Origin of the sequence: Lysobacter silvisoli, from assembly GCF_003382365.1 — a bacterium.
Lineage (GTDB): Bacteria > Pseudomonadota > Gammaproteobacteria > Xanthomonadales > Xanthomonadaceae > Lysobacter > Lysobacter silvisoli.
The window spans coordinates 984485-1000539 of record NZ_QTSU01000001.1; the positions used below are offsets into that span (position 1 = coordinate 984485).

General features: G+C 68.8%; 8 protein-coding genes and 1 pseudogene. 4 read left to right on the plus strand and 5 right to left on the minus strand.

Translation table 11 applies throughout. The annotated features are described in order from the left end of the window. Positions 1 to 855, minus strand: a complete 855-nt coding sequence (locus tag DX914_RS04525; protein ID WP_115857849.1) for an alpha/beta fold hydrolase — start codon at positions 853 to 855, stop codon at positions 1 to 3. A 204-nt stretch (positions 856 to 1059) separates the two neighbouring features. Between DX914_RS04525 and DX914_RS04530 the strand changes: the two genes are divergently transcribed. Then, positions 1060 to 1887: a right-handed parallel beta-helix repeat-containing protein gene (locus tag DX914_RS04530; RefSeq protein WP_115857850.1), complete on the plus strand. Its 828-nt coding sequence runs from the start codon at positions 1060 to 1062 to the stop codon at positions 1885 to 1887. Positions 1888 to 2476: 589 nt separating this feature from the next. On the opposite strand, the gene DX914_RS04535 is transcribed toward DX914_RS04530, so the two are convergent. From DX914_RS04535 to DX914_RS04550, 4 genes and pseudogenes are all read right to left on the minus strand, one after another. Then, on the minus strand, positions 2477 to 3181 hold the full coding sequence (locus tag DX914_RS04535; RefSeq protein ID WP_115857851.1) for a hypothetical protein: 705 nt from the start codon (positions 3179 to 3181) through the stop codon (positions 2477 to 2479). 114 nt (positions 3182 to 3295) lie between these two features. Next, a pseudogene (metH, locus tag DX914_RS04540) lies at positions 3296 to 6001 on the minus strand (methionine synthase); the annotation flags it as partial. A gap of 144 nt (positions 6002 to 6145) precedes the next feature. After that, positions 6146 to 7243 (minus strand): homocysteine S-methyltransferase family protein, encoded by a 1098-nt coding sequence (locus DX914_RS04545; protein ID WP_115857853.1) that lies wholly within the window; start codon positions 7241 to 7243, stop codon positions 6146 to 6148. A gap of 2 nt (positions 7244 to 7245) precedes the next feature. Then, positions 7246 to 8247 carry an ArsR/SmtB family transcription factor gene (locus tag DX914_RS04550; protein ID WP_115857854.1) on the minus strand — a complete coding sequence of 334 codons (1002 nt, stop codon included), beginning with the start codon at positions 8245 to 8247 and terminating at the stop codon, positions 7246 to 7248. Positions 8248 to 8562: 315 nt separating this feature from the next. Between DX914_RS04550 and DX914_RS04555 the strand changes: the two genes are divergently transcribed. The 3 genes from DX914_RS04555 (at position 8563) to DX914_RS04565 (ending at position 15920) form a co-directional block, all read left to right on the plus strand. Then, entirely contained in the window at positions 8563 to 9723 is a 1161-nt protein-coding gene (locus DX914_RS04555) for an acyl-CoA dehydrogenase family protein (RefSeq protein ID WP_115857855.1), read from the plus strand. A 212-nt stretch (positions 9724 to 9935) separates the two neighbouring features. Then, positions 9936 to 14933 (plus strand): NAD-glutamate dehydrogenase, encoded by a 4998-nt coding sequence (locus DX914_RS04560; RefSeq protein ID WP_115857856.1) that lies wholly within the window; start codon positions 9936 to 9938, stop codon positions 14931 to 14933. A 216-nt stretch (positions 14934 to 15149) separates the two neighbouring features. Next, on the plus strand, positions 15150 to 15920 hold the full coding sequence (locus tag DX914_RS04565; RefSeq protein ID WP_115857857.1) for an NAD kinase: 771 nt from the start codon (positions 15150 to 15152) through the stop codon (positions 15918 to 15920). Positions 15921 to 16055 lie beyond the last annotated feature (135 nt).

Below are 16055 nucleotides of genomic sequence, written 5' to 3' on the forward strand. Positions count from 1 at the left end.
CTAGGCGGCCTGCATGGCCGCGTCGGCCACGGCCGGCAGCGGCGCGCGCATGCGTTCGATCAGCTCGGCGATCGCCTGCGCGGTCTGCAGCGGCCGTTCCATCGGGAACAGATGGCTGCCGTCGACCCAGGTCCAGCGCGTACCGACCAGGCGCTGCGTGGCGGCGTGGCCGGCGTGGCGCAGTTCGCGCGAGCGGCGGCCGGCGACGAAGCTCACCGGCACGCGCAGCTGCGGCGCCAGGTCGCTGAGCGCGGTGGTGGGCAGGCTGCGGTAGATGTGGAATTCGGTCTCGCGTTCGAACGCGAGTTCGCGCGAGCCGTCGTCGCGCGCGCGGGTGCCGTGTTCGACGTAGTCCTCCAGCACCCGCCGGTCCCAGCGCGCGAACGCGGGCTTGGCCAGGAAGTGCTCGCGCACCGCTTGCGTATCGGGCCAGTGCTTGCGCCGTTGCAGGGTGGCGCGCATCGGCATCAGCAGATTGTCCAGGCCCGTACGGCGGCCCAGGCTCACCAACTGCGCGCGCCAGCCGGCGATCAGCGGCGAGTCCAGCATGACCACGCCGGCCACGCGCGCGCCCAGCGCATCGTCGCGCAGCGCGTGCGCGGCCAGCAGGCTGAGATAGCCGCCCAGCGAATGCCCGACCAGCCAGATCCGCGGCGCGTCGCCGGCGGCGGCGCGGATGCGCGCGACCAGTTCATCGACCAGGTGCGGCCAGTCGGCGCTGACCGGATAGCGCGGATCGTGGCCGATGCGCTCGGGACCGACGACGCGGTGCTGCCCCGCCAACGCGTCCAGCAGCACGCGGTACACCGGCGCCGGAAAACCGTTGGCGTGGGAGAACAGCAGTAGCTCGTGCATGGCGGCGGGCAGGGGAGGCAGAAGCCAACCATACCATTACGTATGGTTCGGCGGTAGCCGGGTTCGGAACGGCGCAGCGAGGCCACGTTTCGGCGCAGTGCGTCGCGTCCGTCGCCGGTTTTGAGATGCGCCTTGCCTAGGATGGATTCGGGCCGATGAGCGGCCCCGCACCGACCGGTGCGACATCGTTTCGAGAGGGAATTCATGCGCTTCGTTCCGACCCTGGGCCTGGCTCTGTCCGGCCTGCTCTGCGCCCACGCCGCCCTGGCCTGCGACACCGTGCTGGCCGCCACCGACTCCGTCATCGACGTGCCGGGCAAGTACTGCCTCAACGCCAACCGCGACCATGCGGTGGTGATCCGTTCGTCCAACGTCGAACTGGATTGCAAGACCCGGACCATCTCGCGCACCGATTCCTACGACGGCCATATCGGCATCGAGGTGGAAGAGGCCAGCAACGTCGTCGTGCGCAACTGCCGTATCGACGGCTACCCGGTGGGCATCCAGATGCAGGTTCAGCTCGATGGCCAGCTGATCAACAACACCGTGATCAACGCCGGCCGGCCGATCACCGTCAACGGCAACCGCGACCCGCAGAACCTGGGCACGCGCCTGACCGGCAATCGCATCGTTGGCTACCTACAGAACGACCACGACATGCCGGCCTGGACGCCGGCGATCGAGGTCGCGAACCTGCCCAAGGTGCAGCTGATCAACAACGTGGTGGTGGGCTACCGCGGCACCCGCGGCGCGCTGCTGGAGAACTCGCCCGAAGCCCAGCTCACCGGCAACCAGTTCCTGGATTTCCTGGCCGAGGGCGACGACGTGATCTACCTGCGCGACTCGCCGCGTGGCCGTCTGGTGCACAACACCGTGGCCATGGACTACGTGCGCGCGCGTGCGGCGATCGGCAGCAACACCGCGGACCACACCTGCGTGGAGAACATCGTCATCAACGCGATGGGCGGCGGTTTCGAGGCCTGCTCGGTGGCGCGCTACAACGTGGTCCAGCCGTGGCTGGAGCGGCCCTGAGCTCGCAACCCTCGCTCCCCAGCTTCCGCCTCTGCTTGTCTTCCCCCTTTGGAAAAGGGGGGGTGAGGGGGATTTGCTCTTAGAAGCAACAGCAACAGCTTCCGCCCGCAAGCGGCCGGGTCACTTTCTCTTGCTCGCCCAAGAGAAAGTAACCAAAGAGAAGGGCAGACTTATTTCGACGCCGTACGGCGCGAGGTCGGAGCAGGCGCGGTGATTTTTCGATAGGCCATCCCTGGCCTAGCGAAAAACGGCGCACATCCTGTGCGCCGCCCGTCGGGTCCGACGATTGGGACCGCGAGGGCGGTAACGGCGTTTGAAGTCAACGGCATTCGCGCGTTGCGCTCACCCCCTCACCCTAGCCCTCTCCCGCAAGCGGGAGAGGGGACGCATTCGACGCCGCTTTGCTTTAGCCACTCTCCCGCTTGCGGGGTGAGGGGCAGCGCTTGCGAGCCATTGGCTCGCGCTGCACCGAACGCCCGACCGCTACGCGGTCGGGCCGGGGTGCGGGTTGGGGTGAGGGCACGCGGGGTGGCAGATCGCGGCGCGAGTTCGCGATGAGCTTCAATCGAGAGCGGCAGATTTCAGCCGCTCAGCCAAACCGCTCGCTCCACTCATGCCCCAGTTCCCGCACCGTCGACACCCCCAGATCGCGCAGGATCCGGTGCGTGCGGTGCGGCAGGGCCGACTCGTCGATATCGTGCGGCGCGATGTTCTTGCCCTGCACCCCGGGCAAGAACTCGATGCCGGCCGCCGCGTAGCAATGCTGCACCAGCGCCGAGCAATACAGCGCGCCCTCCTTGGCCAGCAGGTTGCTGCGGCGGCGCAGGCGGCGGCTGTGCATGGCCATCAGGGTGCCGACCAGTTCGCTGATCGAGTAGCTGGACAGGCCGGCCAGCAGGTCCAGCCCGGCCACCTGCACCTGCCGGAGCTGGCTCTCGTCCAGGCCGAAGTCGAGGATGGCGATGTTGGGGAAGGCGTCGGCGTCGTAATAGCGATCGACGCGGTTTTCCTGCACGCCCAGGCGGATCTGCCGGTAGCGCAGGTCCAGGTCGGACTCGATCACCCACCAGTGGCCGTCGACGCGGCGCTCGCTGAACAGGAATGCGTGCGACCACAGGCTGCGGTGGCCGTCGGCGGTCAGCGGCGCCTGCGCCTTGCGGATCAGTTTGTTGATGAAGTCGCGGCCGCCGCACAGGCCGATGCGGCCGGGTCCGGCGTATTTCTCGATGAACGCGGCATTGCCCAAGGCGCCGGCGCTGTCATCTTCGTCGGGCAGCAGCAGGGGCTCGCTCATCGCAGGAACTCGGTCGGGTGGGGCACGGGCGGGTATCGCCTGGATCGTACTCCAGCCGGCCGGGACGGCGCAGCGGTGCGGTTCGCCTGCGGCTCACCGCGCCCTGCAACGGTCTTATTCGGGGTCGTAGTCCAGGTTCGAGGCCAGCCAGCGCTCGGCCTGGGCCAGGCTCGCGCCCTTGCGCCGGGCGTAGTCCTCGACCTGTTCCTTGGACACCCGGCCGACCACGAAGTACTGGCTGCCCGGATGGCTGAAGTAGTAGCCCGACACCGCCGCCGCCGGATACATGGCGAAACTCTCGGTCAGCTGCAGACCCGCGTTGGTCTCGGCATCGAGCAGGCGGAAGATGGTCGCCTTCTCGCTGTGCTCGGGGCAGGCGGGGTAGCCCGGCGCCGGGCGGATGCCGCGGTAGCCTTCGTCGATCAGGGCGTCGTTGCTCAGGGTCTCGTCGCCCGCGTAGCCCCAGTACTCCTTGCGCACGCGCTCGTGCAGGCGCTCGGCCAGGGCCTCGGCGAAGCGGTCGGCGAGTGCCTTGAGCAGGATCGCGTTGTAGTCGTCGTGATCGGCCTCGAAGCGCGCCACGTGCGGCTCGATGCCCAGGCCGGCGGTGCAGGCGAAGGCACCGATCCAGTCCTGGCGGCCGCTGTCCTGCGGGGCGATGAAGTCGGCCAGGCAGAAGTCGGGGCGGTCGGCGGGCTTGTCGGCCTGCTGGCGCAGGAAATGCAGCACCGTGCCCGCGGCTTCGCCGCCCAGCACCACGTCGTCGCCGGTGCTGTTGGCCGGCCACAGGCCGAACACGGCCTTGGCCGAGATCCACTTCTCTTCGACGATCTTGGCCAGCATGGCGCGCGCATCGCGGTAGAGCTCGCTGGCCTGGGCGCCGACGACCTCGTCGGTGAGGATCGCCGGGTAGCGGCCGGCCAGTTCCCAGGTGTTGAAGAACGGCGTCCAGTCGATGTAGTCGACCAGCTCGGCCAGCGGGTAGTCGTCGAACACGTGCAGGCCCGGGCGCAGCGGCGCCGGCGGCGCGTAGTCGCTCCAGCCGCCGTCGTAGCGCTGGCCGCGCGCCTTGTCCAGCGACACCAGGCGCTTGCCGTCGCCGCGGTTGCGGTGGCGCTCGCGGATTTCGGCGTAGTCGGAGGCGTTGGCGGCGACGAAGGGCTCGCGCAGCTCGATCGAGATCAGCGACTGGGCCACGCCGACCGCGCGCGAGGCGTCCTTCACCCACACCGTGGGCGACTTGTAGTGCGGGTCGATCTTCAGCGCGGTGTGCGCGCGCGAGGTGGTGGCGCCGCCGATCAGCAGCGGCATGGTGAAGCCCTGGCGCTGCATCTCGCGCGCCACGTGGCTCATTTCCTCCAGCGAGGGCGTGATCAGGCCCGACAGGCCGATCAGGTCGGCGTTCTCGGCGCGGGCCCGGTCCAGGATGGTCTGTGCCGGCACCATCACGCCCAGGTCGACGACTTCGAAGTTGTTGCAGGCCAGGACCACGCCGACGATGTTCTTGCCGATGTCGTGCACGTCGCCTTTGACCGTGGCCATGACGATCTTGCCGTTGGACTTGCCGGCATCGCCGGTGCGCAGCTTTTCGGCCTCGATGTAGGGCAGCAGGTAGGCCACCGCCTTCTTCATCACGCGTGCCGACTTCACCACCTGCGGCAGGAACATCTTGCCGGCGCCGAACAGGTCGCCGACCACGTTCATGCCGGCCATCAGCGGGCCTTCGATCACGTCCAGCGGGCGCGTGGATTCGATCCGGGCCGCTTCGGTGTCTTCCTCGATCCATTGATCGATGCCGTGCACCAGCGAATGGCTGAGGCGGTCGCGCACCGGGCGCTCGCGCCAGGCCAGGTCCTCGACCTTCTTTTCGCCCTTCTTGCCCTTGTAACGGTCGGCGATCTCCAGCAGGCGTTCGGTACCGTCCGGACGGCGGTTGAGCACCACGTCCTCGACCCGCTCGCGCAGTTCGGCGTCTAGGTCGTCGTACAGCGGCAGCGCGCCGGCGTTGACGATGCCCATGTCCATGCCGGCGCGGATGGCGTGGTACAGGAACACTACGTGGATGGCCTGGCGCACCACCTCGTTGCCGCGGAACGAGAACGAGACGTTGGAGACGCCGCCGGAGATGTGGCTGTAGGGGAAGCGGCGCTTGAGCTCGCGGGTGGCTTCGATGAAGTCGACCGCGTAGTTGTTGTGCTCCTCGATGCCGGTGGCGATCGCGAACACGTTGGGATCGAAGATGATGTCCTCGGGCGGGAAGCCGATGCGCTGGGTCAGCAGCTCGTAGGCGCGCGAGCAGATCTCGACCTTGCGCTCGATCGAATCGGCCTGGCCGACCTCGTCGAAGGCCATCACCACCACCGCCGCGCCGTAGCGGCGCACCAGCTGCGCCTGGCGCAGGAACTCGGTCTCGCCTTCCTTCATCGAGATCGAATTGACGATGCCCTTGCCCTGCAGGCACTTCAGGCCGGCCTCGATCACGCTCCACTTGGAGCTGTCCACCATCACCGGCACGCGCGCGATATCCGGCTCGGCCGCGATCAGGTTGAGGTAATCGACCATCGCCCGCTCGGAGTCCAGCAGGCCTTCGTCCATGTTGACGTCGATGACCTGGGCGCCGTTCTCGACCTGTTGGCGCGCGACCGCCACCGCCTCGTCCAGGCGGCCTTCCAGGATCAGCTTCTTGAACTGCGCGCTGCCGGTGACGTTGGTGCGTTCGCCGACGTTGACGAAGTTGCTTTCGGGCGTGATCTGCAGCGGCTCCAGGCCGCTGAGGCGGGTTTGGCGGGGGAGGGCGTGAGTCATTGGGGGCTTGGATTCGGTATCGGTTTTTGCTCGTCATTCCCGCGAAGGCGGGAATCCAGAGACTTCAGAGTCATGTCGCGATAAAGCCCTGGATGTTCGGCTCCGCCGAAGTAAAGCGGAGCCCGCGTTCGCGGGAATGACGTCCGCAGGGCATGCAAGTCACGCCGCCGCTTCCAGGCGCGGCAGCGCGCGCGGCGGCAGGCCCTGCACGGTCTGTGCGATCGCGGCGATGTGCGCCGGCGTGGTGCCGCAGCAGCCGCCGACCAGGTTGAGCAGGCCGGCGTCGGCGAACTCGCGCAGCACCGCGGCCATGTCCTCGGGGGTCTCGTCGTAACCGCCGAAGGCGTTGGGCAGGCCGGCGTTGGGATGGGCGCTGACGTAGGCGTCGGCGACCTGCGACAGCACGTCCACGTGCACGCGCAGGTCCTTGGCGCCGAGCGCGCAGTTCAGGCCGATGGCCAGCGGCTGGACGTGGCGCAGCGAGTACCAGAAGGCCTCGGCGGTCTGCCCCGACAGGGTGCGACCGGAGGCGTCGGTGATGGTGCCGGAGATCATCAGCGGCAGACGCACGCCGCGCGCTTCGAAGGCCTCTTCGATCGCGAACACCGCGGCCTTGGCGTTGAGGGTGTCGAAGATCGTCTCGACCATGATCACGTCGGCGCCGCCGTCGATCAGCCCGTCGGTGGCCTCGCGGTAGGCGATGCGCAACTCGTCGAAGGTGACCGCGCGGTAACCGGGGCGGTTCACGTCCGGGCTCAGCGAGGCGGTGCGGCTGGTCGGGCCGAGCACGCCGATGACGAAACGCGGCTTGGACGGGTCGCGCGCCTCGGCTTCGTCGCAGGCCTGGCGGGCCAGGCGCGCGCCGGCGGCGTTGAGCTCGTAGGCCAGGTGCTCCAGGCCGTAGTCGGCCAGCGAGATCGTGGTCGAGTTGAAGGTGTTGGTCTCGATCAGGTCGGCCCCGGCGGCCAGATACTCGGCGTGGATGCCGTAGATCACCTCGGGCCGGGTCAGGCTGAGCAGGTCGTTGTTGCCGCGCTGGTCGCGCGAGCAGCCGCAGGCCTCGCCGTGGGCGTGGCCGTCGGGTACGTGCTGGGCGTCGTAGCCGGCGGCGAAGCGTTCGCCGCGGTAGGCACTCTCGTCCAGCTCGTGGCGCTGGATCATGGTGCCCATGGCGCCGTCCATGACCAGGATGCGCGCGGCTATCGCGTCTTGCAGCGCTTGCGCGCGGGCGGGGTTGAGCCAGGGCAGGGTCTTCATGGTCAGGCCTTCTTGGAGGGCTTGCGCGCGTCGCTATCGCTGTCCACCGGCTTGCGCGCGGTCATATCCTTTTCGATCGGCTTGCGCGCGATCAGGGCGATCACTTCGAAGTGCGGCGGCCGGCGCTCGCGGGTCACGGTTTCGCAGCTGACCAGCTCCATGCCGGCCTTGGCCACGAACTTCTGCAGTTCCTTCTCGCTGAAACCCAGGTTGACGTGGCCGTAGGCGGCGACCGCGCCGCGGTGCTCATGCCGGGCCAGGCTGGTCAGCAGCAGGCGGCCGCCGGGGCGCAGCACGCGGCCGGCCTCGACCACGGCCTGGGCCGGGTGCTCGGCGTAGGTCAGCGCATGCATCAGCACCACCAGGTCGAAGCTGCGGTCGGCGAAGGGCAGGGCGTGCATGTCGCCCTCGCGCACTTCCACGTTGTCCAGCCGGCGCAGGCGCTCGGAGGCGGCGGCCACGACCTTGGTGCTGGCGTCCAGGCACAGGTAGCGGCGGCTGTGCGGGGCCAGCAGCTCGGCCAGCACGCCGTCGCCGGAGGCGATGTCGAGCACGTCGCCGGGCTGCAGCAGCGGCACCGCCGAGCGCGCCAGCGCTTCCCAGGTGCGGCCGGGGGAGTAGTGGCGTTCCATGTCGCCGGCCACCGAGTCGGCCCAGTTCTGGTCGGCGGCGCGCATCGACAGCACCCCGGCCACGCGCTCGGCGTCCTGGCGCAGCAGCGGGTCGTCGCTGCCGGTGCTCAGGGTCTGCCACAGCGCGCGTTGGGCCTGGTCCAGCGCGCCCTCGTCGAAACGGTAGTACGCCGACACGCCGGCGCGGCGGTCGCGCACCAGCCCGGCTTCCTTGAGCTTGGACAGATGGGTGGACACGCGCGGCTGGGCCAGCCGGGTGATCGCCGACAGCTCGGCCACGGTCAGCTCCTCGCGCTCCAGCAGGGCGAGCAGGCGCACGCGGGTGGCGTCGGCGAATACCTTGAGTCGGGACGACCAGCCTTCCAGGTCCATAGCGGTTCTTGCGTCGTAAGTTGGGGCGGGGCGCGAGCGGCGCGGGTGGCGAACCGGGATGCGGTGCGCAAACCAGCTTTCATCAACCTATCGCGATATAGCGATAAGTGTCCTCCCTGCGCCCCGCAGGGTCAAGTCTCGCGCCGCCTGCGGTATCGGTACCGCGGCCGCCGGAGGTGGGGTTATTCGGCCCGCGCGGCTACAATTCGCGGCGCGGCCGTACGGAAGGGCCGCGGCCGGTTCCGCACGCCGCCCCATCGGGCGCGGCGGACAGCGCGAAAACCGTTCCGAACCCGAACCAGCAGAGGTGGCGACGTGGATTTTGGCTTTACCGAAGAGCAGTTGATGATCCAGGACGTGGCGCGCCGTATCGCCCAGGAAAAGATTGCTCCCAGCGCCGAGCACCACGACCAGACCGGCGAGTTCCCGCTCGAGAACATCCGTACCCTGGGCGAGAACGGCCTGATGGGCATCGAGGTGCCGGCCGAATACGGCGGCGCCGGCATGGACCCGGTGTCCTACGTGCTGGCCATGGTCGAGATCGCCGCCGGCGACGCCGCCCATTCCACCATCGTCTCGGTCAACAACTCGCTGTTCTGCAACGGCATCCTCAAGTTCGGCACCGAGGAGCAGAAGCAGCTCTACGTGCGCGCCATCGCCGAGGGCCGTGAGATCGGCGCCTTCGCCCTGACCGAGCCGCAGTCGGGCTCCGACGCCACGGCCATGCGCTGCAAGGCGGTCAAGCAGGCCGACGGCAGCTTCGTCATCAACGGCAAGAAGAGCTGGATCACCTCCGGCCCGGTGGCCAAGTACATCGTGCTGTTCGCGATGACCGACCCGGACAAGGGCGCGCGCGGCATCACCGCCTTCATGATCGACACCGCCCGCCCGGGCTTCCACCGCGGCAAGACCGAGCCCAAGCTCGGCATCCGCGCCTCGGCCACCTGCGAGATCGAGTTCGCCGACTACGTCGCCCGCCCCGAGGACGTGCTGGGCGAGGAAGGCCACGGCTTCAAGATCGCCATGGGCGTGCTCGACGCCGGCCGCATCGGCATCGCCAGCCAGGCCATCGGCATCGCCCGCGCCGCCTACGAGAAGACCCTGGAATACGTGCGCGAGCGCAAGGCCTTCGGCCAGCCCATCGGCGCGTTCCAGATGACCCAGGCCAAGATCGCCGACATGAAGTGCAAGCTCGACGCGGCCCTGCTGCTGACCTTGCGCGCGGCCTGGCAGAAGGGTCAGGCCGACAAGAACGGCGGCCGTTTCAGCAACGAGGCCGCGATCGCCAAGCTCACCGCCTCGGAAGCGGCGATGTGGATCGCCCACCAGGCCGTGCAGATCCATGGCGGCATGGGCTATTCCAAGGAAATGCCGCTGGAGCGCTATTTCCGCGACGCCAAGATCACCGAAATCTACGAAGGCACCAGCGAGATCCAGCGCCTGGTGATCGCGCGCAACGAAACCGGCCTGCGCTGACCGCCACGACATGAAGCGCACGGGCTCGTACCGAGTCACCGCCTCACCTGGGGACCGCGGCCGCGGTCTCCGGGTTGCAAAGACCGCAAAACGCGACGTGGGCCGCAGCGCCCGCGGGCGCCACGCCTCGCTCCACGTCGCCGCACCGAACTGAATCTTCACGGCCCGCGCGCAAGCGTGGGCCTCATTCCATCGGACCTACGAAAGTTCCCATGAGCAGCAAACCCAAAGCCGCGAAACCGACCGTCCAGGCCACCCAGAAACCGGCTGCCAAGCCGGCGTCCGCGAAGTCCGCCGGCAAGCGTGCCGCCAAGACCGACGCGGTGTCCCTGGACCCGATCATCGAAGCGATGCGCAAGCGCCTGCCCAAGACGCGCCATGCCGAGGCCGAGGCTTTCGCCCAGGCCTTCTACCGCCGCATGAGCGGCGACGAGCTGCCCCAGCACAGCGCCGACGGCTGGGCCGCGCTGGCCAGCGACTTCCTCGAGTTCGCGCGTTCGCGCAAGACCGGCAAGGCGCTGGTGCGCCTGTTCAACCCCACCATCAAGACCCACGGTTGGGAATCGGCGCACACCGTGCTGCAGATCGCCAACGACGACATGCCGTTCCTGGTCGATTCGGTGACCATGACCCTGGCCGAGCACGGCGTGGGCGTGCACGTGCTGGGCCACCCGGTGGTGACCTTCCGCCGCGACAAGGCCGGCAAGATCGTGGCCGTGGGCGAGGGCGTGGCCGAGTCGCTGATGCACCTGGAAATCGACCGCCAGCCGGCCGAAGCCATGCCCAAGATCCAGCGCGCCCTGGAGGCGGTGCTGGAGAACGTGCGTGCGATCGTGCGCGACTGGGCGCAGATGCGCGACAAGATGGGCGACGTGGCCGATGCGCTGGGCGCGCGCAAGCTGCCGGTCGGCGACGAAGGCCGGCGCGAGGCGCAGGAATTCCTGCGCTGGGCCGCCGACAACCATTTCACCTTCCTGGGCTACCGCGAGTACGAAGTGGTCAAGCAGGGCGGCCAGGAAGTGCTGCGCGCCGTGGCCGGCACCGGCCTGGGCCTGCTGCGCGGCCAGGACACCGGCAAGCCGCGTCCGCTGACCTCGCTGGCGGCGCACTACATGCCGCAGTCGGGTTCGGTCGACGCGCTGATCCTGACCAAGACCAACGCCCGCTCCACCGTGCACCGCCCGGGCTACATGGACTACATCGGCGTGCTCAGCTTCGACGCCGAGGGCAAGCCGGTGCGCGAGGAGCGCTTCATCGGCCTGTACACCTCCAGCGCCTACAACCGCCGCCCCTGGGACATCCCGCTGGTGCGCCAGCGCCACGCCTACGTGATGGACAAGTCCGGCCTGAGCCCGGACAGCCACAGCGGCAAGGCGCTGCGCCACATCCTGGAAACCCTGCCGCGCGACGAGCTGTTCCAGTCCGGCGAGGACGAACTGCTGCGCACCGCCTCGGGCATCCTCGGCCTGCAGGAGCGCGTGCGCAGCAAGCTGTTCCTGCGCCGCGACCGCTACGGCCGCTTCTTTTCCGGCCTGGTCTACATTCCGCGCGACCGCTTCAACACCGACGTGCGCCTGCGCATCGAGGCCATGCTCAAGCGCATGCTGCACGGCGAGCAGGTCGACACCACCGTGGTCATCGGCGAGTCGCCGCTGGCGCAGCTGCACCTGATCGTGCGGCCCAAGTCGGGCGAGGCGATCCAGGTCGACAACGCCGCGATCGAGGCCGAGCTGGCGCAGATCGTGCGCGACCGCCGCGACGAGTTGCGCGAGGCCCTGGTGGCGCGCCATGGCGAGCAGCAGGGCCTGGCCCTGGTCAACCGCTTCGGCCGTGCGCTGCCGGCCGGCTATGTCGAAGAGGTGTCGGCCGCGGTCGCCGCCAACGACGTCGAGCACCTGGCCGCGCTGACCGGTCCGGACGACCTGCGCCTGAACCTGCGCCGCATCGGCAGCGGCGAGGGTGGCCTGCGCTTCAAGTTCTACCGCATGCACGACGACATTCCGCTGTCGGACGCGCTGCCGATGATGGAGAACATGGGCCTGCGGGTGATCTCCGAACACCCCTACCGCCTGACCGCCGGCGACACGCCGATGTACATCCAGGACTTCGAGGTCGAGACCGTCGGCGCCGAAGTCGACGTCAGCCGCCTGGACGAGACCTTCGAGGACGCGTTCGCGCAGATCTGGCGCGGCAACGCCGAGAACGACGGCTTCAATCGCCTGATCCTGGCCGCCAACCTGTCCTGGCGCCAGGTCGCGATGCTGCGCGCCTACTGCAAGTACCTGCTGCAGGTCGGCGTGCCGTTCTCGCAGAGCTACGTGGAAGAAACCTTCTTCCGCTATCCGCTGCTGGCGCGTCTGCTGGTGGAGCTGTTCGAAGCCCGCTTCGACCCCTGCACCGGCAAGGAGAGCAAGGCCGAGATCAAGTCCGGCATCGAGCGCTTCACCCAGCAACTGCAGGCGCTGGCCGGCGGCGACGAGGCCGTGCTCGCCGCGCTGCAGCCGGTGATCGACGCCCGCAACGGCAAGCGCGAGCAGCAGATCGACACCACCCGCAGCACCCTCAAGGGCCTGCTGGACCGCGTCTCCAGCCTGGACGAGGACCGCATCCTGCGCAGCTTCATCGGCGCGATCGACGCCACCCTGCGCACCAGCTATTACCAGCGTTCCGCCGAAGGCAGCGAGCGCGGCTACGTCAGCTACAAGTTCGACTCGGCCCTGGTGCCGGACCTGCCCAAGCCCAAGCCCTACCGCGAGATCTTCGTCTACGGCCCGCGCGTGGAAGGCGTGCACCTGCGCTTCGGCCCGGTCGCGCGCGGCGGCCTGCGCTGGTCGGACCGCCGCGAGGACTTCCGCACCGAGGTGCTGGGCCTGGTCAAGGCGCAGATGGTGAAGAACACGGTGATCGTGCCGGTCGGCTCCAAGGGCGGCTTCTTCGCCAAGCGTCCGCCGGCGGGCGGCGACCGAGATGCCGTGCTGGCCGAGGGCATCGCCTGCTACAAGATGTTCATCAACGGCCTGCTCGACATCACCGACAACATCGTCGACGGCAAGATCGTGCCGCCGCTGGACGTGGTGCGCCACGACGGCGACGACCCCTACCTGGTGGTGGCCGCCGACAAGGGCACCGCGACCTTCTCCGACATCGCCAACGGCATCGCCGCCGAGCACAAGTTCTGGCTCGACGACGCCTTCGCCTCCGGCGGCTCGGTCGGTTACGACCACAAGGGCATGGGCATCACCGCCAAGGGCGCCTGGGAGTCGGTCAAGCGCCACTTCCGCGCGCTGGGCCGCGACAGCCAGACCCAGGACTTCACCGCGGTCGGCATCGGCGACATGTCCGGCGACGTGTTCGGCAACGGCATGCTGCTGAGCAGGCACATCCGCCTGATCGCGGCGTTCGACCACCGCCACATCTTCCTGGACCCGAACCCGGACGCGGCCAAGACGTTCAAGGAACGCGAGCGCATGTTCAAGCTGCCGCGCTCGAGCTGGGACGATTACGACCGCAAGCTGATCAGCAAGGGCGGCGGCATCTACCCGCGTTCGGCCAAGTCGATCCCGCTGTCGCCGGAGATCAAGGCCGCGCTGGGCATCGACGGCGCGGCCACGGCGATGAGCCCGGCCGAGCTGATGAGCGCGATCCTGAAGTCGCCCGTGGACCTGCTGTGGAACGGCGGCATCGGCACCTACGTCAAGGCCAGCAGCGAGTCCAACAGCGACGTCGGCGACCGCGCCAACAACGCCCTGCGCGTGAACGGCAGCGAGCTGCGCTGCAAGATGGTGGGCGAGGGCGGCAACCTGGGCCTGACCCAGCTGGGCCGCATCGAGGCCGCGCTGCACGGCGTGCTGCTCAACACCGACTTCATCGACAACTCCGCCGGCGTGGACACCTCCGACCACGAGGTGAACATCAAGATCCTGCTCAACGGCCAGGTCCAGACCAGGAAGCTGACCCTGCCCGAGCGCAACAAGCTGCTGGCCTCGATGACCGACGAGGTCGCGGCGCTGGTGCTCAACGACAACTACCGCCAGAACCAGGCGATCAGCCTGATGGAGCGGATGAGCCGCTCGCGCCTGGGTTCCAAGCAGCACTTCATCCGCACCCTGGAATCGCAGGGCCTGCTCGACCGCCAGATCGAGTTCCTGCCGTCGGATGCCGAGATCGCCGAGCGCAAGGCGCGCGGCCTGGGCCTGACCCGTCCGGAACTGTCGGTGCTGCTGTCCTACTCCAAGCTGGTCGCGTTCCAGCAGCTGCTGGAATCGGACGTGCCCGAAGACCCGTACCTGTCCAAGGAACTGGTGCGCTACTTCCCCGAGCCGCTGCAGAAGAAGTACGCCAAGGCGATGGAGAACCACCGCCTGAAGCGCGAGATCATCGCCACCGCGGTCACCAACTCCACCATCAACCGGATGGGCGCGACCTTCCTGCTGCGCATGCAGGAAGACAGCGGCCGCACTCCGGGCGAGGTCGCCAAGGCCTTCACCATCACCCGCGAAACGCTGGATGCGCGCGAGCTGTGGGCGCAGATCGACGCGCTAGACGGCAAGGTCGCCGAGGCGGTGCAGATCGACGCCCTGCAGGTGATCTGGAACCTGCAGCGCTCCTTCACCCGCTGGCTGCTGTCGCGCCCCGGCGCGATCCCCGACATCGCCACCGCGGTGGCGCGCTACCACGACGGCTTCAAGGACATCCGCGCCGGCAAGGGCATCCTCGGCGACGGCGAGCGGCCGGCCTACGAGGCCAGCCTCAAGGATTGGCTGGCCAAGGGCGTGCCGGCGGCGCTGGCCGACCAGCTGGCGGCGCTGCCGTACCTGGAGCCCAGTTGCGACGTGATCGAGGTCGCGCGCGAGCGCAAGCTCAAGCCGGCCGACGTGGCCAAGGTCCACTTCCGCCTGGGCGAGGCGCTGCGCCTGCCTTGGCTGCAGGAGCAGATCGACGCCCTGGTGGTGGACGGCCGCTGGCACGCGGTCGCGCGCGGCGTGCTGCGCGAGGAACTGGCGACCCAGCAGCGCGTGCTGGTGGGCCAGGTCCTGTCGATGCCGGGCGCCAACGCCGAAGCCAAGGTCAAGCACTGGCTGGAGCGCGACGATCAGTCGCTGCGTTTCACCCTGGCCATGCTCAACGAACTGGCCGCGCAGAAGAGCCTGGACTACCCGACCGCCTCGGTCGCGGTGCAGCGTCTGTCGCAGCTGGCGTCGCGCGGCTGATCGCCCGCGCCCCTTCCCGTACGCGGGAAGGGGCGCATTGCTTTACCTGCCTTGGGGTAGGAGCGGCATGAGCCGCGACCGCGTAGCCGCCGAAGCGACGCGGGTCGCGGCTCACGCCGCTCCTACCCCAAAGCGTTTGCGTCTGCGCAAGCGCCCGTCATCCGCAACGCACTGGCCTCGGGTTATGCTGGTCTCGCCATCCGCCAGGACTCGCCGATGACAGCCACGCCCCGCATCGCCTTCCTCGCCAGCCCCGTCGACGACGCGCAGCGCGCGCTCGCCGAGTTGACCGCGCGCCACGGCCAGCACTCGCCCGAGGACGCGGACGTGGTGGTGGCACTGGGCGGCGACGGTTTCATGCTGCAGACCCTGCACCGCCACGGCAGCCTGGGTAAACCGGTGTACGGCATGAAGCTGGGCACGGTGGGCTTCCTGATGAACCAGCACGGCGACGGCCTGCTCGAACGCCTGGCCGCGGCCGAACCGGCAGTGCTGCGGCCGCTGGAAATGGTCGCCCAGACCGAGTCCGGCGCCACCGTGGGCTCGCTGGCCTACAACGAGGTCTCGTTGCTGCGCCAGACCCGTCAGGCCGCGCACCTGCGCATCGATCTCAACGGCCAGACCCGGCTGGACGAGCTGATCTGCGACGGCGTGCTGGTCGCCACGCCGGCCGGCAGCACCGCCTACAACTTCTCCGCCCACGGCCCGATCCTGCCGCTGGGCTCGTCGGTGATCGCGCTGACCCCGATCGCCGCGTTCCGCCCGCGGCGCTGGCGCGGCGCGCTGCTCAAGGCCGACACCGAAGTGCGCTTCCGCGTGCTCGACCCGTACAAGCGCCCGGTCAGCGCCACCGCCGATTCGCACGAGGTGCGCGACGTGGTCGAGGTGACCATCCGCGAATCGCGCGACCGCACCGTGACCCTGCTGTTCGACCCGGAGCACAACCTGGAAGAACGCATGCTGATCGAGCAGTTCACCAGCGGCTGATCGCGCTTTGCTTTGGGGTAGGAGCGGCGTGAGCCGCGACCGCCATCCCTCAATCGAGGCCCATGCGTCGTCAACGGCTCGGCCAGCCGGGCACTTCCGCGCGTCGCAAGCGCTGAGACCCGGCCCGAGGCACAA